General features: G+C 70.6%; 19 protein-coding genes. 13 read left to right on the plus strand and 6 right to left on the minus strand.

Annotated features, from left to right (window positions below; genetic code table 11):
- Positions 1-163: 163 nt before the first annotated feature.
- Both ACIRFL_RS25420 and ACIRFL_RS25425 read right to left on the minus strand, forming a co-directional pair.
- Positions 164-1,654, minus strand: coding sequence for a phosphoesterase (locus tag ACIRFL_RS25420; RefSeq protein ID WP_404032540.1), 1,491 nt, complete (start codon positions 1,652-1,654; stop codon positions 164-166).
- Between the two features lie 188 nt (positions 1,655-1,842).
- Positions 1,843-2,451: a TetR/AcrR family transcriptional regulator gene (locus ACIRFL_RS25425; protein ID WP_404032542.1), complete on the minus strand. Its 609-nt coding sequence runs from the start codon at positions 2,449-2,451 to the stop codon at positions 1,843-1,845.
- A gap of 146 nt (positions 2,452-2,597) precedes the next feature.
- Here ACIRFL_RS25425 and ACIRFL_RS25430 point away from each other — a divergent pair, with 146 nt between their 5' ends.
- Complete coding sequence (locus ACIRFL_RS25430; protein WP_404032545.1) at positions 2,598-3,284, plus strand: SDR family NAD(P)-dependent oxidoreductase; 687 nt, start codon at positions 2,598-2,600, stop codon at positions 3,282-3,284.
- A 47-nt stretch (positions 3,285-3,331) separates the two neighbouring features.
- Here the strand turns inward: ACIRFL_RS25430 and ACIRFL_RS25435 are convergent, their stop codons facing one another.
- On the minus strand, positions 3,332-4,234 hold the full coding sequence (locus ACIRFL_RS25435; protein ID WP_404032548.1) for a LysR family transcriptional regulator: 903 nt from the start codon (positions 4,232-4,234) through the stop codon (positions 3,332-3,334).
- Between the two features lie 111 nt (positions 4,235-4,345).
- Here ACIRFL_RS25435 and kdgD point away from each other — a divergent pair, with 111 nt between their 5' ends.
- The 9 genes from kdgD to ACIRFL_RS25480 all read left to right on the plus strand — a co-directional run bounded on the left by kdgD (position 4,346) and on the right by ACIRFL_RS25480 (position 13,424).
- Entirely contained in the window at positions 4,346-5,272 is a 927-nt protein-coding gene (gene kdgD, locus ACIRFL_RS25440; RefSeq protein WP_404032551.1) for a 5-dehydro-4-deoxyglucarate dehydratase, read from the plus strand.
- 35 nt (positions 5,273-5,307) lie between these two features.
- A complete protein-coding gene (locus ACIRFL_RS25445; RefSeq protein ID WP_404032554.1) occupies positions 5,308-6,930 on the plus strand; it encodes an aldehyde dehydrogenase (NADP(+)) in 1,623 nt (540 codons plus the stop codon).
- Between the two features lie 244 nt (positions 6,931-7,174).
- A complete protein-coding gene (locus tag ACIRFL_RS25450) occupies positions 7,175-8,035 on the plus strand; it encodes an ABC transporter permease (protein ID WP_404032557.1) in 861 nt (286 codons plus the stop codon).
- Between the two features lie 18 nt (positions 8,036-8,053).
- Positions 8,054-9,079 carry an ABC transporter substrate-binding protein gene (locus ACIRFL_RS25455; protein ID WP_404032560.1) on the plus strand — a complete coding sequence of 342 codons (1,026 nt, stop codon included), beginning with the start codon at positions 8,054-8,056 and terminating at the stop codon, positions 9,077-9,079.
- A 19-nt stretch (positions 9,080-9,098) separates the two neighbouring features.
- A complete protein-coding gene (locus ACIRFL_RS25460) occupies positions 9,099-9,878 on the plus strand; it encodes an ABC transporter ATP-binding protein (protein ID WP_404032563.1) in 780 nt (259 codons plus the stop codon).
- 50 nt (positions 9,879-9,928) lie between these two features.
- Entirely contained in the window at positions 9,929-11,578 is a 1,650-nt protein-coding gene (locus tag ACIRFL_RS25465; protein ID WP_404032567.1) for a M24 family metallopeptidase, read from the plus strand.
- Between the two features lie 49 nt (positions 11,579-11,627).
- Positions 11,628-12,086 (plus strand): RidA family protein, encoded by a 459-nt coding sequence (locus ACIRFL_RS25470; RefSeq protein WP_404032570.1) that lies wholly within the window; start codon positions 11,628-11,630, stop codon positions 12,084-12,086.
- A 118-nt stretch (positions 12,087-12,204) separates the two neighbouring features.
- Positions 12,205-13,158, plus strand: coding sequence for a HipA family kinase (locus tag ACIRFL_RS25475; RefSeq protein WP_404032573.1), 954 nt, complete (start codon positions 12,205-12,207; stop codon positions 13,156-13,158).
- Positions 13,155-13,424 carry a SelT/SelW/SelH family protein gene (locus ACIRFL_RS25480; RefSeq protein WP_404032575.1) on the plus strand — a complete coding sequence of 90 codons (270 nt, stop codon included), beginning with the start codon at positions 13,155-13,157 and terminating at the stop codon, positions 13,422-13,424. Before ACIRFL_RS25475 ends, ACIRFL_RS25480 begins: the two co-directional genes overlap by 4 nt.
- Positions 13,425-13,982: 558 nt before the next feature.
- On the opposite strand, the gene aceB is transcribed toward ACIRFL_RS25480, so the two are convergent.
- Both aceB and ACIRFL_RS25490 read right to left on the minus strand, forming a co-directional pair.
- Positions 13,983-15,608, minus strand: a complete 1,626-nt coding sequence (aceB, locus tag ACIRFL_RS25485; protein ID WP_404032577.1) for a malate synthase A — start codon at positions 15,606-15,608, stop codon at positions 13,983-13,985.
- 172 nt (positions 15,609-15,780) lie between these two features.
- Positions 15,781-16,389: an NTP transferase domain-containing protein gene (locus tag ACIRFL_RS25490; RefSeq protein ID WP_404032580.1), complete on the minus strand. Its 609-nt coding sequence runs from the start codon at positions 16,387-16,389 to the stop codon at positions 15,781-15,783.
- A 184-nt stretch (positions 16,390-16,573) separates the two neighbouring features.
- Between ACIRFL_RS25490 and ACIRFL_RS25495 the strand changes: the two genes are divergently transcribed.
- Entirely contained in the window at positions 16,574-16,885 is a 312-nt protein-coding gene (locus tag ACIRFL_RS25495; RefSeq protein ID WP_404032582.1) for a DUF5955 family protein, read from the plus strand.
- Positions 16,886-17,137: 252 nt separating this feature from the next.
- On the opposite strand, the gene ACIRFL_RS25500 is transcribed toward ACIRFL_RS25495, so the two are convergent.
- Positions 17,138-17,929, minus strand: a complete 792-nt coding sequence (locus tag ACIRFL_RS25500; protein WP_404032585.1) for an IclR family transcriptional regulator — start codon at positions 17,927-17,929, stop codon at positions 17,138-17,140.
- A gap of 267 nt (positions 17,930-18,196) precedes the next feature.
- Here ACIRFL_RS25500 and allB point away from each other — a divergent pair, with 267 nt between their 5' ends.
- Positions 18,197-19,537: an allantoinase AllB gene (gene allB, locus ACIRFL_RS25505; protein WP_404032588.1), complete on the plus strand. Its 1,341-nt coding sequence runs from the start codon at positions 18,197-18,199 to the stop codon at positions 19,535-19,537.
- A gap of 53 nt (positions 19,538-19,590) precedes the next feature.
- Positions 19,591-20,706 (plus strand): allantoicase, encoded by a 1,116-nt coding sequence (alc, locus tag ACIRFL_RS25510; protein ID WP_404032590.1) that lies wholly within the window; start codon positions 19,591-19,593, stop codon positions 20,704-20,706.
- Positions 20,707-20,973: the final 267 nt, after the last annotated feature.

Consider the following 20,973-nt stretch of genomic DNA (forward strand, 5'->3'; position numbering starts at 1 on the left):
GGCGGCCCGCCGCCCGCCACCGCGGCCGACCGGCGCGGGTGGGGAGCGGTCGCGTTCAGGGCGGGAGGCCGCTGTGCGGGGGCCGTGGCGTGCCTTCCGTCACGGTCCTGGTGCGCGCGGAGTGACGGCCCGCGGCCCGCGGGCGCGGTTCAGGGCCGGCCGGTCAGCGGACGTGGACGAAGACCGGGTTGGAGTAGAACCACAGGTCCTCCCACGGGCTTTCCAGGCCGTCGGCCCGCGGCTCGGCCTCGTCGGTGCTGGTGCCGCGCACGCGCGCGTACATGTCGCTCGCCACGCCCCGCAGGGTGTGCTTGATGACGTAGTCCTTGCCCTGCCTGCGCCAGTCCTTCGGGCCGAACCGCGCCACGACCTCGGTGGTCGGGTTGGTGTCGGTGTCGAGGGCGGCGGGCCCGGTGATCCGACCGGTGATCAGGTCGACGCGCCGGACCCGAGGACGGTCACCGTTGTGGTTCGGGCCCTCCAGCGGCCGGAACCTGATCTCGATCTCGACGTCGGTGCGGCTCTTGCGGCTGACCGTGACGGTCTCGCCCACCCCGGCGCCCCTGCCCTGGCTGCGGGCGGTCACGTCGAGGCTGGTGACCAGGTCGCCGGTGGTGACGAAGATCCGGCCGTTGCGCAGCGCGTCCATGATGTCGGCGTAGTCCTGCCGGGCCAGCACATATGTCTTGCTGTACTCGCCGGGCCAGAAGTCCGAGCCGCCGCGGGTCCAGTGGACGTGCGAGTCGGAGGTGGCGGTGATCCACCAGCGCCGTCCCTCACCGAGCAGCGCGTCCCACAGTCCGCCGACCCGCGCGGTCATCTGGTCGTAGCCGCCGTACGTCGGGTGGTTGCCGTAGCCGCCGCGTGCCTCGCCGTTGAGCGGGCCCGCCTGGTGGCCCGGCGCGCCCTCGAAGCCGACGTAGACGTCGGGGGCGGCGTTGTTGCCGTTGCGGAACTCGCGCGGGGTGTCCTGCCCCCACACGCCCAGGCCGGTCGCCGAGCGGCTGGCGTGGTGGGCGATGACGAGGGGCTTGTGCCGCAGGTCCTTGGCGTACTTGAGGAATTCGACCATCTTCGCCTCGGTGTCCCGGCCCGGGTCCTTGGGGAAGGCGTCGAGCTTGGCGAACCTGCTCTCCAGGTCGTGGAGCATCTTCGCCTCGTCGTCGTGGCGCGGGATCATCAGCGTGTGGTGGTCCAGCGCCGGCGCGTCGAACTCCATGCCCCAGAACTGCAGCACCTCCGGCACCAGCCGGCGGGAGCGCAGCAGGTCGGGGTACGCCTGCTCCAGGTTCACCTTGGAGTGGTTCGGGCCGCCGTGGTCCGTGCACATCGCCCAGGTCAGACCGAAGTTCTTCGCCATGATCGCGTTGGTGACGATCGGGTAGACCGCGTCGCCGCCCTTGATGAACTTCGGCGGGTTGACCGAGTCGTCCCAGCCGCCGCTGTACTCCGAGTGGACGTGGTGATCACCGGCCCGCCACACCCGGCCGCGCGAGTCGCCCCGCTTGCCGTCGTGCTCGCCGTCCTCGCGCGCCCAGGCCGCGCCACCGCCGACCACCGGGCCCGCCGCCGCCAGGGTCGCCCCGACACCCGCGTACTTGACCAACTGCCGCCGCGAGAACCGCGAACCGTCCTGCTCTTCACTTGCAGACAAAACCGGCACCTTTCAGTGAGCCAGCCTCCGTATGTGTCAACCACGAAGCCTCAAAGGTGTGACCAAAATCCGGGTGAACAAGACCGGCCGCGATCACGAAGAGCGGCCCCTGAGCGACTGAACACACGTCAGCCGTGGCCGGTTACGGGAACGCCCGGCACGCTCCGCGGGCGCATGCCCGGCGGAGTTCAGGGGAGCGGCCAGGTGCGCAGGGCGGCGTCGGCCATGTCCTGGAGTTCGTCGCGGCCCACACCGCTCGCGGCCTGCACGGCGATGCCGAATGCCAAGGTGGTGACGTAGCGGGCCAGCAGCCCCGCATCGGCCTTCGGAGGCAGGTCGCCGTCGTCCACGGCTCGCTGGAACCGCTCTCGCACACGGGAGCAGCCGTTGTTGCGCCAGGCGGCGAGAAGGTCCTGGACCTCACGCCCGGAGTCGCTGGTGGCCAGGGCGCCCTGGACGCCCAGGCATCCGTGGGGATGTGCCGGGCGGGTGGTGGTGCGGACGGTGCCGGTCAGGAGCGCGGTGGCGACGCCGAGGGCGGTGGGCTCTTCCAGCGCTCGGGCCAGGTAGGCGCTCGGGCCTTCGGTGTAGCGCTCCAGCGCCTTGCGGAACAGTTCCTCCTTGTTGCCGAACGCCGCGTACATGCTGGTGGTGGAGATGCCCATCGCGTCCGTCAGGCCGGCGAGGCTCGCCCCCTCGTAGCCGTGCTCCCAGAAGACCAGCATGGCGCGCTCAAGGGCTTCGTCGGCGTCGAATCCTCGCGGTCGGCCGATCGGGCCGCTTCTCTTCGTCTCCACTCCCGCACCCTACCTCTTCCGTAGTGGTCGATGCGGAAGTGCTACCGTGAGCGTTCTGCAGCGGTCGATGCAGAAGTCACCGAGCAGGTCATCCGCTCCGGCAGCCGACCGGCTGACCCGAGCCGCATGGCCGGGGAAGGAAACGCATGACCATCACGCTGATCACCGGGGCCAACAAGGGCATCGGTTTCGAAACGGCAAGACAGCTCCTGGAGTTGGGGCATGTCGTCTACATCGGCGCGCGCGACGTCGAGCGAGGTGAAAAGGCCGCGGCGGCACTTGGCGCACGCAGCGTGCAACTCGACGTGACCGACGACGCATCGGTGAGCAGCGCGCTGGCGGCGATCGACTCGGCCGAGGGCCGCCTCGACGTCCTGGTGAACAACGCGGGCATCCTCGGGAGCGAAGTCCTCGACGGTCCCACGGCCCTGCGCATGTTCGACACCAACGCGGTGGGAATGGTGCGGGTCACGGAGGCGGCACTTCCCCTGCTGCGCAGATCCTCGAACCCCACCGTGGTCACCGTTTCGAGCAGCCTCGGGTCGTTCTGGGCGGTGACCAACCCCGACCGGCCGGAGTTCAACCTGCCGCTCGCGCTCTACTCCGCGTCCAAGGCGGCGGCGACCATGCTGACCGTCCAGTACGCCAAGTCCCAGCCGGGCATCAAGTTCAACGCACTTGAGCCCGGCACCACCGCCACCGACCTGACCGCGGGCTTCGGCATCGGAAGGCCGGTGGAAGACAGCGCCAGGGTCGTCGTGCGTCTGGCCACCCTCGACGCGGACGGTCCGACGGGAACGTTCCAGGACGAAACCGGGGAACTGCCCTGGTAGGAGCGTAGGAGCGTAGGAGCGCAGGGGCCGACGAGCGGACGCGGCTGTCAGGAGACGTCCCGGCCGGCCAGGTCGATCACCAGGTGCCGGACGGCGTGCAGGGCCGGGTTGTCGTCGTTCGCCCGCCAGGCGGCGACGAGTTCGACCGGCTCACCCTCGACCCCGACCACCGGGCGGAGCACGATGCCGTCCAGCCCGAGCGCCTCGGCCGCCCGGGGGACCAGCGCGAGTCCCAGCCCGGCTCGCACCAGCGCCAGGATCGTGTGCACCTGGCTGAGGTGGTGCACGTACCTGGGCACGACCCCGGTACTGCGGAAGATGCTGACCAGCACCTCGTAGAAGTAGCGGGCTTCGGCCGGTGAGTACATGACGAACGGCTCGCCGTCGAGGTCGCGCACGTGCGGCACCCGGTCCGGCGCGGCCAGCGGGTGCCCGGCCGGGATCGCGGCCAGCAGGGCCTCCCGGTGCAGGAGGCGGTGCGCGAGCCCGGTGCCGGGGACCGGGGGACGGACGAGGCCCAGGTCCAGTTCCCCGGAGCGCAGGTTCTCCAGCTGTGTGCCGGACACCCGCTCACGCAGCACCAGATCGACGCCCGGCAGCCGGGAGTGGATGCCGCCGACGATGGCGTCGAGCACCGAGTGCGCGGACGACGCGGTGAAGCCCAGTGCCACTGTGCCGATCTCGCCTGCGGGCACGCGGCGTACCGACAGTGCCGCCTGCTCGGACAGCCCGAGAATGCGCCGGGCGTCGCTCAGGAACGCCTGTCCGGCCGCGGTGAGCCGCACGGACCGTCCGATCCGGTCGAACAGCTCGACGCCCAACTCGCGCTCCAACAGCTGGATTCGCCGGGACAGCGGGGGCTGGGTCATCGACAGCCGCTCCGCCGCGCGGCCGTAGTGCAGTGTCTCGGCGACGGCGACAAAGCTTTCCAGCTGATTCAGCGTAAACACCGATCCATTATAGGTATCGGTTGATGCCCAGGAAGTGTTGGACGTGCATCGTTTTCGTTCTTATGGTTCATCGCAATCGCTGTCTTGCATGTCCTCCGGGAGGAAACGCCGATGCCCACCATTACCCCCACCGAGCTTGCCGAGCGCCTCGGCTCCGGGCTGCTGTCGTTTCCCGTCACCCACTTCACACCTGACCTTGCGTTCGACGAACCCGCCTATCGGGAGAACATCGTCCGCATGGGCCAGTACGAGATCGCCGGGCTGTTCGCCGCCGGCGGGACGGGAGAGTTCTTCTCCCTGACCCCCCAGGAAGTCGGCACCGTGCTCCGAGCCGCCGTCGACAGCGCGCCCGAGGGCACCCCGATCCTCGCCCCGGCCGGACATGGCACCGCGCAAGCGGTCGCCATGGCCCGCGATGCCGAGGCAGCCGGCGCCGACGGCCTGCTGCTGTTCCCGCCGTACCTCACCGAGGCCTCCGCGGAGGGTCTTACGGCTCATGTGCGCGCGGTGTGCGAATCCACTTCGCTGGGCGTGGTGCTTTACAGCCGCGCGAACGCCGTGTACACATCTGAAACAGTGGCCACGCTCGCCGACACCTGCCCGAACCTGATCGGAATCAAGGACGGTGTCGGTGACCTGGAGCGGATCACGCAGATCCACTCGCGTCTCGGTGACCGCCTGGTCTACGTCGGCGGGCTGCCGACGGCGGAGACGTTTGCGCTGCCGTACCTGGAGCTGGGCGCCACGACCTACAGTTCGGCGATCTTCAACTTCCTGCCCGAGTTCGCCCTGACCTTCTACAAGGCGGTGCGGGCACGGGACCGGAAGAAGGTGCGTCGACTGCTGGACGACGTCGTGCTGCCTTACACCGCGATTCGTGACCGTAAGGCGGGCTACGCGGTGAGCATCGTCAAGGCCGGCATGGATCTGACCGGACACCCCGCCGGTCCGGTGCGGCCGCCGCTGACGGACCTCGACGACTCCGAGCGTGAACTGCTGGCCGGTGTCATCCGAGCGTCACGCACTGCCATCGCCTGACGCCACCCATCTGATTGAAGTGCAAGGAGACACCCGTGTCTGCTCTTCCCCGGACCAGCCCCGCCGGCGTCATGGTCATCGGAGCCGAACCCGTCATCGGCACGGGTGAGGAGATCCGGTCCGTCGATCCCCGTACCGGCGCGGCTCTCGATCCCGGGTACCCCGCGGCGTCGGCCGCGCAGGTCGAGCGGGCCTGTGCGCTGGCGGAGCAGGCACATCCGGTGTTTCGGGAGACCACCGCCGAGCGGCGTGCCGAGTTCCTTGAGCGCATCGCGGATCTCCTCGACGAACGGCGGGATCCGCTGGTCGAGCGCGCCCACACCGAGACCGCGCTGCCTCGTCCGCGGCTTGCCGGGGAAGTCGGACGCACCAGCGGTCAGCTGCGGCTGTTCGCCGCGGAGCTGCGGGCCGGGACATGGCAGGGTGCCCGCATCGATCCGGCACGGCCCGGCCGCGAACCGCTCCCACGCGCCGACATACGCCAGCGCCGGATATCGCTCGGCCCGGTCGCGGTGTTCGGGGCGAGCAACTTTCCGCTGGCCTTCTCCACCGCCGGGGGCGACACCGCATCGGCGCTGGCCGCCGGCTGCCCGGTGGTCGTCAAGGCGCACCAGGCTCATCTGGGTACCGCGGAGCTGGTGGCGCGGGCGATCGCCGAAGCAGCGGCTGACACGGGTATGCCCGCGGGAGTGTTCTCCCAGCTCGTCGGCAGGGGAACCGAAACGGGCACCCTGCTCGTCAGCGATCCGAGGATCCGTGCCGTGGGTTTCACCGGGTCCCGCAGAGGTGGGCTGGCGATCGCGGCCACAGCCGCCGCTCGGCCGGTGCCGATCCCGGTGTACGCGGAGATGAGCAGCATCAACCCGGTGCTGCTGCTTCCCGCGGCGCTCGCATCCCGCGGCGCCGAACTGGGCGCCGCGTTCGCCGGATCACTGACGCTCGGCGCCGGTCAGTTCTGCACCAACCCTGGTGTGGTCCTTGCCATCGAGGGACCGGGCCTCGACGCGTTCATGAAGGCCGCGGCCGACGCCGTGGCCGCCGACGCCGGAGCCACCATGCTCAGCACGGGCATGGCCCACCACTACGCTGCCGCCGGTGACGCCCTTGCGGCCCGGGACGGCGTGGAGGAGTTCGCAGGCGGCAGCCGGCCCGACAGCGCGGCCCCCGGCCGCGCCCGGCTGCTGACCGTCGAGGGCGCCCGGTTCGCCGCCGATCCTCAGCTGCAGGCCGAAGTCTTCGGCGCGACATCGCTGCTCGTCCGATGCGCGGACACATCCGAGCTGATCGCCGCGGTGCGCACGCTGGAAGGTCAGCTCACCGCGACCGTGCACGCCGACGAGGCCGATCATCCACTCGCCGCGAAGCTGCTGCCGCTCTTGGAGGAGCGAGCCGGACGCGTCCTGTTCAACGGCTGGCCCACAGGCGTGGAAGTCGGCCACGCGATGGTGCACGGGGGCCCCTTCCCGGCCACAACAGACCCACGGAGCACATCCGTCGGGACGCTCGCGATCGAGCGCTTCCTGCGGCCCGTCGCTTACCAGGACGTGCCGAACGCGCTGCTGCCTGCCGAGGTTCGTGACGAAAACCCGCTCGGTGTGTGGCGTCGACTCGACGGTGAACCCGGCCAAGGCGCGCTCACCGTCCACAGCGCCGCTTGATCAGCCGGCCGGGCGGGGCGCTTGTCTCCCCCCGGCCAGGCCCAGCCCCCCACGACTGCCCAGTGGTACCCCTTCCAGTGTTGTGAGGACGCAATGACACCACGATGGCTCTCGCCGTCCCCTCTGTCGCGCCGGATACCGGCTGCGCCGCCGCTGCCTGCCACCGGCTCCTGGCGGCACCCGCACCCCCAGTCGGCTGCCCCCGCGCTGCCCCCGCACGACGCGCCATGTGAGGGGTTCCGCCATGGCCTCTCCTGAAGTCCGCGAAGTCGGTTCGGACGGCCCGCGTCAGTCCCTGTCCGAGCAGGCGCTCAGCGAACCGGCGGCACCCCGGCCGAAAAGGTTCAGCCGTGACTCGATCGCTGCCGGTGCGAAAGCAGCCGCGGGGATCATCGGGCTCTTCGTCGTGTGGCAACTGCTGGTGACCATCATCGCCCCGCCAGAATACCTGTTCGTCGGGCCGGTCGCGGCCTTCGCCGAACTGATCGACCGACCCGATTACTTCGCGAGTAACACCTATGTCACGTTGCAGGAAGCGCTCGCCGGGTTTGCGCTCGGCACCGCGCTCGGGGTGCTGTGCGGTGCGATGCTGCACTACTCGAAAACCGTGCGCAGTTTCCTCTACCCCGCGCTCATCGCGATCGACACCATCCCCAAGGTGGCGCTCGCACCGCTGTTCATCGTGTGGTTCGGGTTCGGCTTCGAGTCGAAGGCGTTCGTCGCGATGGCCATCGCGTTCTTCCCGCTGGTGATCAACACCTATGACGGCCTGAGTTCGGTACCCCACGAACTGCAGGAACTCGCACGGATCAACAAGGCATCGCCATGGAAGAAGATGACGAAGATCGACTTTATCTACGCGATCCCGTCGATCTTCTCCGGAGCGAAGATCTCCATCTCGCTCGCTGTCGGTGGGGCGGTCGTCGGTGAGTTCATCGCCGGCTCGAAGGGGCTCGGATATGTCATCCTCCTCGCCAACAGCCAGGTCGACCTCCCGTCGATGTTCGCGGCCTTCATCGTGCTCGCCGCCATTGCCCTGGCCTTGTTCTTCATCGTCGACTTCGCGGGACGAAAGCTGGTCCCGTGGAAGAGCCACACGAAGTGACCGGGGATCGGAGATTCGATGCGTAACTCGATTCGCCGGATCGCCGCGATCGGCGGCGCGGTGCTCCTCATGTCCGTCTCGGGCTGCGCGGGCAGCGGCGGGAAGAACTCGATGACCCTCATGCTCGACGTGGGGTACCTGCCGAAGCACGCGCCGTTCATATCGGCTGTCGAGCGGGGCTTCTTCAAGGCGGAAGGTATCGACCTCACGGTCATGCCGGGGTCCGGTTCGACCAACACGGTCACCTCCGTCGTCACCGGCAAGGTCGACGCCGGCTGGGCGGACTTCGGCGCCACGGTCACCGCCCAGGGCAGGGGAGTCAAGGTCAAGCAGGTCAACCTCCTGCAGGCCAGGTCCGCCTACGCGGTCGTCGCCCTCGCGGGCACCGGAATCAAGAGCTGGGACGACCTCAGGGGCAAGACGGTCGCCACCGAGGGCGGTGGCGCGATGACCGCGATGTGGCCGTTCGCGATGAGCAAGCTGGGCCTCAAGGAGGGCGACGTCAACGTCGTCTCCGCGTCGAGCGCGTCGAAGATCCCCGGACTGCTGGCCGGTCAGTGGGACGCCAACCTCGCCCTGTACGTCTCCGACCAGCCGGCCATCGACGCACTCGGCCGGAAGGCAGTCGTGCTGAAGTGGTCCGATCTCGGCATCAACCTGTACGGCAACGGGATCGTCGTCTCCGACGAGAAACTGAAAAAGGATCCCGAGCAGGTGCGCCGGTTCAACCGGGCGATGCAGAAGGGCTTCCTGTGGGCGTGCCAGCACCCGGACGACGCCGCGAAGGACTTCCAGAAACAGGTCTCGGGCTACGAGACCGGCACCATCACCCTCGCGATCCGCGCGCAGTGCGGTCTCAACTGGGGCACCGGCAAGTCGGCGAACCAGTTCGGCGTCATGGACGACGCCGGCGCCCAGAAATCGATCGACGTCGCCCGCCGGTTCCTCGGCCTGAACCCGGAGAGCAATCTCACGCCCAAGGACGTGTACAGCAACTCCTACCTTGAGCCGCTGCACGCCAACGAGACCATCCAGGCCCCGTGACGGCCGGACGGAGAGTCACATGAACAACGAGTACGCCATCTCGGTCAACAACGTGGGAAAGACCTACCGATCCCGGGACGGCCGAGACAACACGGTGCTCAAGGGGCTGGACTTCCATGTGAAGCCCGGACAGTTCGTCTCGATCGTCGGACAGTCGGGCAGCGGAAAGACCACGCTGCTCAAGACGATCTCCGGCCTGCAGGAGCCCACCGAGGGCGAAATCCTGGTCAAGGGGCGGCCGATCCGCGAAGGGATCGAGGACATCGCGATGGTGTTCCAGAGCCCCGTGCTCCTGCCGTGGCGCAACAACATCGACAACGTGCTCCTGCCCCTGGAGTTCCGCGGCGCCCGCACCGACGAAGCACGCCGCTACGCCCAGGAACTGCTGGAGATGGTGGGGCTCGGCAACAAGGCCAAGCACTACTCCTACGAGCTCAGCGGCGGGATGCAGCAACGGGTGGCCATCTGCCGCGCGCTGGTCTCCCACCCCGAACTGCTGCTAATGGACGAACCCTTCGGTGCGCTCGACGCCATGACCCGCGACTCGATGAACTTCGAGATCCAGCGCATCTGGCAGACCACGGGATGCAGCGTCCTGTTCGTGACCCACAGCATCTCCGAGGCGGTCTGGCTCGGCGACCGGGTGGTCGTCGTCGGCGACCGCCCCGGCCGGATCGTCGCCGACATCGCGATCGACTTCCCACGGCCCCGGGGCAAGGAGCACCGGTTCTCCGCGGCTTTCTCCGACTACACAACGGAAATCGAGTCCCACATCGGAGTCGTGACCGGAATCAGCTGACCACCGCCGGCCCGGACGCCGACACCGAAATCGACACCCTAGGAGCCCCCATGCTGAGCCTCACCGCAGATGCCGCGCAGGTCGAAGAAACCTACGGACTCAACGCACGCAAGAGCTTCCTGTTCTCCGCGATCCGCCTCGACTCCCACCCGTTCGTCGCGCCGTTGATCGCACGGACCGACAAGGGACAGTACCTGCTCGTTCGCCAACAGGAGCAGGGCAACGTCCTCTCCGCCGGGGTCCCGAAGGACCGGATCAGGTTCTACGCCCCCTGGGTCACGATCGACCCCCGGGTCGTCGCCGACACGCCCGCCTCGGAGTCTCTGACGAGCCTGGTGCAGGAACTCGCCGACGGCGCTGCGGTGAACCTCGCCGCCGACGTCGTCTACAGCCACTACCGCACGCTGTCCGGCTCCGTCGAACTCGTCGTCGAGGACCAGGCCCCCACCCCCGTCACCGCGTACGAACTCGACACCGAGGAGGTCGTGGCGAGGTTCGCGGCGTGGCGCGCGACGGGCGTCGACACCGCGCGACGGCTCATCGAGGATGTCGAACACCTCTCCGGCCTGGCGGAGGAGTTCACCGCCGGCGAGGACAGCCGGTTCTCGGGACTGAAAGCGCTCGTCGAGGACCGCTCCCTCGACGCGCTGCTCCTCGCGGCACCGCCCAACTTCACCGAGGCGACCGGGTTCGCGCAGCCGGACGGCGCGGTCGGCCTGTGGCTGGCCGGTTCGGACAAGCTGATGGTGCTGGCGCCCGACGAGACACCCGAGGTCTCCGGGGCGGCCGTCGGCCGGTTCCCGTCCATCGGCGCCGCCGTCCGAGCACTGGCCGGCGGCGTACGGACCGGGGTCGAGGACGAATGGATCAGCGTCGGACTGGCCCGCGAGCTGGAGCGCGAGGGAGCGGAACTGGTTCCGGTCTCGACCGACCTCGGCCACTGGCGCGACATCCGCGACCACGAGGACCTCCCCTTCCAGGTCGTCGCCGCCCGGGCGAGCGTGTTCGCCATCGAGGAGGCGCTGGCCTGGGCGGAGGAGGGCCTGGACGCCGGCCGCTCGTTCACCGAGCTGGACATCAACGAGGTGTACCTCAAGAAGATCGCCGAGTTCCGCACGGTGAACGAGATCCCCTTCGGCATCGAGCCCTACTTCACCAACCTCCACTCGTCGAACCGGATGCTCTTCCCCGGCCCGCCGGTCGACTACCCGATCAACGACGAGACGACGTGCATCCAGCTCGACGCCGGAGTGCGCATCGTGTTCGACGGGGTCAACGTCGCCACCTCCGACATGGCCCGCTCGCTGCCCCGCACCGCGGCCGCGAAGGAGGCGTACGGCTTCTTCTTCGACGTGGTGCGTGAGGGCATCATCGGACAGCTCAAGCCCGGCGTGGTGTGCGAGGACGTGCACGAGGGAACCCTGCGCTACCTGGCACCGCACCTGGACCGGATGGTGCAGATCGGGATGCTCGGGACGGACGTCGACTTCAACACGGAGTACCGCAAGCGCAACGTCGGCCACCTCATGGGCAAGCAGGAGTCGTTCGCCAACGAACTCCGGCCCGGCTACAAGCACGTACTCAAGGTCGGTTCGTACGGGGCCGCCGAGATCCCCTGGCGCTACGAGAACGCGGCGATCGGCACGGAGGACCTGTGGTACATCGGGCGCGACCGCACCTACATCCTGAGCCAGCGATGACGGCTGAACTGCCCACGCCCAAGAGCCACATCGTGAACCGGGATGCGACATGACTGACGTGAAGGACCGCCTCAGGGCGCTCTCCATCGAACTGCCGGTGCTCGGGGCGCCTCGCTACGCGTATGAGGCGACCACTCGATGGGGCGATCTGCTGTACGTGTCCGGCCAGATCTCACGGACCGCCTCCGGCGAGATACTGCGGGGCTGCCTGGGAGACAACGCCACCCTGGCCGACGGAGTGACCGCTGCGAGAACCGCTGCGCTCAACCTCCTGGCGCGTGTGGATGACGCAGTCGGCCTCGACAACGTGCGCATACTGAAGCTCAACGCCTGGGCCGCGAGTTCACCGACCTTCGTGGACCAGCCGTCGGTGATCGACGGGGCGTCGCAACTGCTGCTCGACGTCCTGGGGGACGCGGGTCGGCACGCTCGAACCGCCTTGCCGGCCCATGTGCTGCCCCAAGGCGCGCTGGTGGAACTCGACGCCACGATCGCCATCCGCGGCTAGAAACGTATGCATGGCGAGGCAGCTCCCCGGGGTGTTGCAGTACCCGGCGGCGCTGCCTCGGCATGCCTCCACTCCCGTCAGGGACGGGAAGGGCGAAAGGGCGTGTAGCCTGGGGAAAATGTTGCGTGAGGTCACTGCGACCCGCTATGTCGCGCCACTGCGCGAGGGCGGCTCCGTGCCCGGGATCGTCGAGGCCGACGACCTCGGGACGTACGTCGTGAAGTTCACCGGCTCGGCGCAGGGGCGCAAGGCGCTGGTCGCCGAGGTGATCGTGGGCGAGCTGGCCCGCGCCCTCGGACTGCGCTTCCCCGAACTGGTCCTGGTGCGCTTCGACCCCCGGATCGCCGCGCACGAGCCGCACCAGGAGGTGCGGGACCTCCACGGCGCCAGCGCCGGTGTCAACCTCGGCATGGACCTGCTGCCGGGCGCGCGGGACTTCACCCCCGAGGTGGCGCGGACCTTCCCCGTGGACCCCGTGGAGGCGGGCCGGGTCGTCTGGCTCGACGCGCTGACCGTCAACGTCGACCGCACGGTGCACAGCTCCAACCTGATGATCTGGCCGACCCTGGGCGTCGCGCCGCCCCGGCTGTGGCTGATCGACCACGGCGCGGCCCTCGTCTTCCACCACCGCTGGGACGGCGCGGACCCCGCGAAGGCGTACGACTTCCGGCACCACGCCCTCGGCCGCGTCCGCGTCCCGGGCCCCGCCGGGGCGGCGGGGACGTCCGCGGCGCCGGACGTCCGCGCGGCCGACGCCGAGCTGGCGCCCAGGGTGACGCGCGACCTGCTGCGCGAGGTCGCGGCGGCGGTACCTGACGCGTGGCTGGCCGGGGAGCCCGGCTTCGCGACGCCGGACGTGGTCCGGCAGGCGTACGTGGACTATCTGCACGCGCGCGTACGGGCGTCGTCGGCCTGGATCCCCACGGACTTCCCCACCGGGGAGGAACGCGCCGCCGAGGAGGCCCTGCGGGCGGCGCGCACCCAGGAAGGCCGCCCGCAGTGGCTGAAGCGGGTCCCCGACCTGCACGGCAGACCGGGGGCTGAACAGGATTGGTCGGTGCACCTGGGATGACCCAGCGCGTGGAGATCGAGTACTGCACCCGGTGCCGGTGGCTGCCGCGCGCGGCCTGGCTGGCGCAGGAACTGCTCACCACCTTCGAGGCCGAACTGACCGAACTGGCCCTGAAGCCGGGCACGGGCGGTGTCTTCGTCGTCCGGGTGAACGACGAGGTCGTGTGGGACCGGCGGGAGCAGGGCTTCCCCGAACCGACGGCCGTGAAGCGGGCCGTACGCGACCGAGTGGCCCCGGGCAAACCCCTGGGCCACTCGGACACCTGAGCGCCGGCATCCGCGCCCGGCTTGGGCTCGCCGTTCGTTCGTGACCGGCTTCGGGCCGCCGATCGTTCGTGGTGGCCGGCTTCGGCCCGCCGATGGTCCGTGGCGGGCTTCGGCCTTCGGTCGTTTGTGGCGGGCTTGGGGCCGCCGACGGCGCGTGGCTGGCTTGAGCCCCCGGTCGGTCGTGGTGGGCTTCGGCCTGCCGAATGGTTCGCGGCTGGCTTGCCTGCCGGTCGTCTGTGGCTGGCTTGGGCTTGCTGATGGGCCGTGATGGGCTTCGGGCCGCCGACAGTGTGCGGCCGGATCCGGCCTGCCGATCCTTCGTGGTGGGCTTCGGCCCGCTGACGGTTTCTGGCTGGCTTCGGCATCCCCCGGGGCGTTCGCGGCCGGCTTCGGCCCCTGGTTCTGGACCGGTCTCGGTCCGCCGTGCGGCGGCGGAGGCCGCGGACGAAGCGGGCCCCGAGGTCACCGCGGGCCGTGCCCACGGGCCCCTGGGCCCTGCTCAAGCGCTGCCGACGATGCCGACTCACCGGACCGGGCCCCGCACGTTCGTGGTCGGCCTCAGTCCTCCAGGCGTTCGTACGCGGGTAGCGTCAGGAAGTCCGCGTAGTCCTCGTCGAGGGCGACCTGGAGCAGCAGGTCGTGCGCCTGCTGCCAGTGTCCGGCGGCGAAGGCGTCGTCGCCGATCTCGGCGCGGATCTCCGCCAGTACCTCGGCGGCGACCTTGCGGACCAGTTCGGGCGTGGCCTTCTCGCCGTTCTCGAACTCGACGCCCGCGTTGACCCACTGCCAGATCTGGGAGCGGGAGATCTCGGCGGTGGCCGCGTCCTCCATGAGGTTGAAGATGGCGACCGCGCCCAGGCCCCGCAGCCACGCCTCGATGTAACGGATGCCGACCTGCACGGCGTTGACCAGGCCCGGGGAGGTCGGCCTGGCGTCGAGGGAGTCGACGGCGATCAGTTCGGCCGCCGTGACGTGGACGTCCTCGCGCAGCCGGTCCTTCTGGTTCGGCCGGTCGCCGAGCACCTTGTCGAACGACTCCCTCGCGATCGGGACCAGATCGGGATGGGCGACCCACGAGCCGTCGAAACCGTCGTTCGCCTCCCGGTCCTTGTCCGCCTTCACCTTCTCGAAGGCGACCTTGTTGACCGCCTCGTCGCGGCGCGACGGGATGAACGCGGCCATGCCGCCGATCGCGTGCGCGCCGCGCTTGTGGCAGGTGCGGACGAGGAGTTCGGTGTACGCGCGCATGAACGGGGCCGTCATGGTGACGGCGTTGCGGTCCGGCAGCACGAACCTCGGCCCGGCGTCCCGGAAGTTCTTCACGATCGAGAACAGATAGTCCCAGCGGCCCGCGTTCAACCCGGAGGCGTGGTCGCGGAGTTCGTAGAGGATCTCCTCCATCTCGTAGGCGGCCGTGATGGTCTCGATCAGGACGGTGGCGCGGACGGTGCCCTGCGGGATGCCGACGTGGTCCTGGGCGAAGACGAACACGTCGTTCCAGAGGCGGGCCTCCAGGTGCGACTCCGTCTTCGGGAGGTAGAAGTACGGGCCCTTGCCGAGGTCCAGCAGGCGCTGTGCGTTGTGGAAGAAGTACAGGCCGAAGTCGACCAGGGCGCCGGGCACCTGGGTGCCGTCCGCGTCGACCAGGTGGCGCTCGTTCAGGTGCCAGCCGCGCGGGCGCATCACGACCGTCGCCAGTTCGGCGTCCGGGCGCAGGGCGTACGACTTGCCGCTGACCGGGTCGGTGAAGTCGATGGTCCGGGTGTAGGCGTCGATCAGGTTGGCCTGGCCGAGGACGACGTTCTCCCAGGTGGGCGCGGAGGCGTCCTCGAAGTCCGCGAGCCACACCCTGGCGCCGGAGTTGAGCGCGTTGACGGTCATCTTGCGGTCGGTCGGGCCGGTGATCTCGACCCGGCGGTCGTCCAGGGCCGCAGGGGCCGGAGCCACCTTCCAGGAGTCGTCCGCGCGGATCGCGGCGGTCTCCGGGAGGAAGTCGAGCGTGGAGGTGCGGGCGATCTCGGCGCGGCGCTCCGCCCGGCGGGCGAGGAGCCGGTCGCGGCGCGGCGTGAACCGCCGGTGCAGCTCGGCCACGAAGGCGAGCGCCGCGTCGGTGAGGACCTCCGGCTGCCGGGGCAGCGGCTCGGCGTCGACGATGGCCAGCGGGGACGGCGCTGGTGCGGACATGAGCGGTCACTTCCTTCAGCGGTGGCACCGGGTGCCAGTCGTTCCGTGGGCGCGTGGAGCGGTCGGTTCCTTCTGATCAGTGGATACTAGTTTCCTCATCGTGGAAGCTCAATGGACTGTCGACGTGGTGAGTCTCTGCGCCGAGACGGGGCGGCGCCCGGTGCCACGCCGCTCACTCGAGGTGGATCAGATCCGCCTCCGTGTCGATGTCGTACGGCCGCGCCACGTCCCCGCACTCGACGAGCGTGATCGCCGCCTCGTGCGCCTTCAGGTAGCCGCGGGCGCCCCGGTCCCCGGTCGCGGCGGCGGCGATGCCCGGCCAGTGGGCGGAGCCGAGCAGGACGGGATGGCCGCGCACGCCCGCGTAGGCCGCCGATGCGAGGGACGCCTCGTCCCGGTAGGCGGCGCGCACCCGGGCCGCTGCCTCGGGCCCGATGCCCGGCTGGTCGACCAGCGAGACGAGGGCCGCGCGGGTGTCCGTGCCGGCGAGCGAGTCCAGCCCGGCCCGCAGCGAGGAACCCATGCCCGCGGCCCAGTCCGGGTTGTCCACGACCACACAGCCGCCGAGGTCGGCCCGCTCCCGCACGGTCGCCGCGGCGGCCCCGAGGACCACGTGGACGCGTGCGCAGCCGGCCGTGCGCAGCACCGCGACCGCGTGCTCCACCAGCGGTCTGCCCCGGTGTGCCAGCAGTGCCTTGGGCCGGCCGCCGAGCCGTCGTCCGCCGCCCGCGGCGAGCAGCAGCCCGGCGACCTCGGTCACGTTGCCCTGGTTGTCCGTCATGGCTCCTGCATACCTGACGCGGGGAGGAGTAGTCGGTGTCATGGGGCTGAATTTCGGTCCGCGCAGTGGCGCGGCGCGCGGCGGGTGGCGTTTACTGGCCCGCGTCCCCCCGGTGTCCGACCAGCGCCGCGGGCGTGGGGCCGGGACCGCGAGGGGTGCGCCACGCGTAGTGAGGGGGAGGGCCGTGTTGCGGAGTTTGGGGCAGATGCCGGTGACCGGCAGCGACGAGGACCCGAGAGTGACGGGACTGCGGACAGCGGTCTCCCGGCTGCGGCGGGAACTCGCCGCGCATCCGGCCGAGTTCCGGGACCGCGCGGTGGCCGAGGACGAGCTGGCGGCCCTGGCCGCGATGACCTCCGACGGCAACCCGGAGATCCCGCGCCTGCGCCGCTCCCTGCTCCTGATCGCGGGTTCGATCGGCTCGGTCAGCGCCCTGTCACGGGGCCTCGCGGAGGTCCGCGAGGCGGTGGAACTGTTCGGGGAGCCCCCACGGTAGGGCTCCGCCGGTTGGGCGGTCCTGCTGGCGCCGGCGCCGTTCCGCTTGCCCGGCGCCGGCCTCGGCTCATGCGGTGTTCTTCGGGCGCGGCGTCGTTGTGGCTGGTCGCGCAGTTCCTCGCGCCCCTTTGGGGCGCGGACCGGCCGTCGGTGGTCGAGCGATGGTCCCGCCGTCCGTGTCCGGTCGTCTGCCGGGTGCGGCGTCGTTGTGGCTGGTCGCGCAGTTCCTCGCGCCCCTTTGGGGCGCGCGGGGTCAGGAAGCGGTGCTGGCCAGGGAGTGGGACAGTTCTGCTGCCACCTGTTGGAGCACCGGCACGATTCTCTCCGTCGCCGATTCGGTGACCCGGCCCGCCGGGCCGGAGATCGACAGGGCGGCGGCCGTGGGGGAGTCGGGCACCGAGACCGCGAGGCAGCGGACGCCGACCTCCTGCTCGTTGTCGTCGATCGCGTAGCCGAGCCGACGTACGTCCGCCAGCGCGGCCAGGAAGCCGTCCGGCGTGGTGATGGTCCTCTCGGTGGCCGCGGGCATGCCGGTGCGGGCCAGCAGCGCGCGCACCTCGTCGTCGGGCACGTCCGCGAGCAGCGCCTTGCCCACCCCCGTGGAGTGCGGCAGCACACGCCGGCCGACCTCGGTGAACATGCGCATCGAGTGCTTGGAGGGCACCTGCGCCACGTACACGACCTCGTCCCCGTCCAGCAGCGCCATGTTCGCCGTCTCGCCGGTCTCCTCGACCAGACGGGCCAGATAGGGGCGGGCCCAGGTGCCGAGCAGCCGGGAGGCGGACTCGCCGAGCCGGATCAGGCGCGGACCGAGCGCGTACCGGCGGTTCGCCTGCTGGCGGACGTACCCGCAGGCCACGAGCGTTCGCATGAGCCGGTGGATGGTCGGCAGCGGCAGCCCGCTGCTCGCGGACAACTCGCTCAGGCCGACCTCGCCGCCCGCGTCCGCCATCCGCTCCAGCAGGTCGAAGGCGCGCTCCAGGGACTGGACCCCACCGCCGGCGGACTTGGCGGAGTCGGTGGTGCTGGCGCTGGACGGCGGCACGGCGCGTTCCTTTCGACTGGCGGGAAGGGAAGAAGCCTACCCGGCGGCCGGTTGACTCCCCGCTTGTGCAGAGCCACGTTCTGCTTGCCGGAATTCTAATTCCACCTTGTGGAAACGTCCAGGGTGGCTGTGTAGACGGTCCGTCGGGCCGTATGGCCCTTGACGTCGGCGGAGCGGGAGTGAAGACTCCTTCAACAGATCGTTGAATTCCGTTGTGTGGGCGTACATCCCGTTTCTGGAAGCGAACGGCGGCAGAGAGGGGCCCGGGTGTCCGACGCCGAACTGGTGCTGCGCTCGACGCGTGTCATCACCCCGGAGGGAACGCGGGCCGCCTCGGTCGCCGTCTCCGACGGGACGATCACGGCCGTACTGCCGCACGACGCACCCGTGGCCGAGGGAGCCCGCCTGGAAGACCTCGGCGATCACGTCCTGCTGCCCGGCCTGGTCGACACCCACGTGCACGTCAACGACCCCGGCCGCACCGAGTGGGAGGGCTTTTGGACCGCCACGCGCGCGGCGGCGGCCGGCGGCGTCACCACCCTCGTGGACATGCCCCTCAACTCCCTCCCGCCGACCACCACGGCCGGACACCTCCGCACCAAGCGGGCCGTCGCCGCCGACAAGGTCCACGTGGACGTCGGCTTCTGGGGTGGCGCCCTGCCCGGCAACGTCAAGGACCTGCGCCCGCTGCACGAGGCCGGGGTCTTCGGCTTCAAGGCGTTCCTGTCGCCGTCCGGCGTGGACGAGTTCCCGCACCTCGACCGGGCAGGGCTCGCCCGGACGCTCGCCGAGACCGCCTCCTTCGACGGCCTGCTGGTCGTGCACGCCGAGGACCCGCACCGGCTCGCCGCCGCCCCGCGGCACGGCGGTCCCAGATACGCCGACTTCCTCGCCTCCCGCCCGCGCGATGCCGAGGACACGGCCATCGCGCAGCTGATCGCACAGGCCCGGCGGCTCGACGCGCGCGTGCACGTGCTCCATCTGTCGTCGAGCGACGCGCTGCCGCTGATCGCCGCCGCCCGCGCCGACGGCGTACGCGTCACCGTGGAGACCTGCCCGCACTACCTCACCCTGACCGCCGAGGAAGTCCCCGACGGCGCCAGCGAGTTCAAGTGCTGCCCGCCCATCCGCGAGGCCGCCAACCGGGACCTGCTCTGGCAGGCGCTGGCCGACGGCACGATCGACTGCGTCGTCACCGACCACTCGCCCGCCACCGCCGACCTGAAGACGGCCGACTTCGCCACCGCCTGGGGTGGCATCTCCGGCCTGCAGTTGAGCCTGGCCGCCGTCTGGACCGAGGCACGGCGGCGCGGCCACGACCTGGCGGACGTCGTGCGCTGGATGTCGACCCGCACGGCCGCGCTCGTCGGCCTCGACGCCCGCAAGGGCGCCATCGCCCCGGGCCGTGACGCCGACTTCGCCGTCCTCGCCCCGGACGAGACCTTCACCGTCGAACCGGCCCGCCTCCAGCACCGCAATCCGGTCACCGCATACGCCGGCAAGACCCTGTACGGCGTCGTGAAGTCCACCTGGCTGCGCGGCCGACGCATCCTGGCCGACGGGCAGTTCACCGAACCGAAGGGCCACCTGCTGAGCCGTACCCGCTGAGCCGCCCCCGCACAGCCGCAGCGGCCGACTTCCGAAAGGAACCCCTGATCACCGTGACGGCGATTCCCGGCTTCACCGGCGACGCGAGCCCCTACGCAGGCGGTGACCCGTACGCGGACTACCGCACCGGCGACTTCCCCTTCACCCACCACGCCGACCTCGCCGACCGCCGGCTCGGCGCCGCCGTCATCGCGGCGAACGACGAGTTCTTCGCCCAGCGGGAGAACCTGCTGCGGCCCGGGCGCGCCGAGTTCGACCCCGAGCGCTTCGGGCACAAGGGCAAGGTCATGGACGGCTGGGAGACACGCCGGCGCCGCGGTGGCTCCGCCGCCCGGCCCTGGCCCACCGCCGAGGACCACGACTGGGCGCTGGTCCGGCTCGGCGCGCCCGGCGTGGTGCGGGGCATCGTCGTCGACACCGCCCACTTCCGTGGCAACCATCCGCAGGCCGTGTCCGTCGAGGGCGCCTGCGTGCCCGGCTCCCCGTCGCCCGAGGCGCTGCTGTCCGACGACGTGAAGTGGACGATGCTGGTGCCGCGCACCCCGGTCGGCGGCCACGCGGCCAACGGCTTCGAGGTCGGCGTCGAACAGTGCTTCACGCACCTGCGGGTCAACCAGCATCCCGACGGCGGCATCGCGCGCCTGCGCGTGTACGGCGAGGTCGTGCCCGATCCCGCGTGGCTGGCCGTGCTCGGCACCTTCGACGTGGTCGCCCTGGAGAACGGCGGCCGGGTCGAGGACGCCTCCGACCGCTTCTACTCGCCCGCCACCCACACCATTCAGCCGGGCCGCTCCCGCCGGATGGACGAAGGCTGGGAGACGCGGCGCCGCCGCGACCAGGGCCATGACTGGATCCGCTACCGGCTCGCCGCACGGGCCGCGGTCCGCGCGGTCGAGATCGACACCGCCTGCCTGAAGGGCAACAGCGCCGGCTGGGCGTCGGTGTCCGTGCGGGACGGCGAGGGCGGCGAGTGGACCGAGATCGTCCCGCGCACCCGCCTCCAGCCGGACACCAACCACCGCTTCGCCCTGCCGGAACCGGCCGTAGGCACGCACGCGCGCGTGGACATCTACCCGGACGGCGGCATCTCACGACTACGCCTGTACGGCTCCCTGACCCCCGAAGGCGCCACCCGCCTGAAGGCCCGCCACCACCAACTGAACGGCTGACACATTGATCGACGCCGGCCGCCGCGCCGCCGCCTGAAAGTCCGCAGCAGGGTCATCCCACCCAGGGGCGCGGGGAACTGCGCGCCCGCCCCCCACGCACCCGCACCGCTCCCCGACGGCGCTGGTGCCCCATAGCCCGGGCCACCTGGGAGTCCACGGCAGGGTCATCCCACCCAGGGGCGCGGGGAACTGCGCGCCCGCCCCCCACGCACCCGCACCGCTCCCCGACGGCGTTAGTGCCCCATAGCCCGGGTCGCTTGGGAGTTC

This window comes from Streptomyces sp. NPDC102462, from assembly GCF_044765425.1.
Taxonomy (GTDB): domain Bacteria; phylum Actinomycetota; class Actinomycetes; order Streptomycetales; family Streptomycetaceae; genus Streptomyces.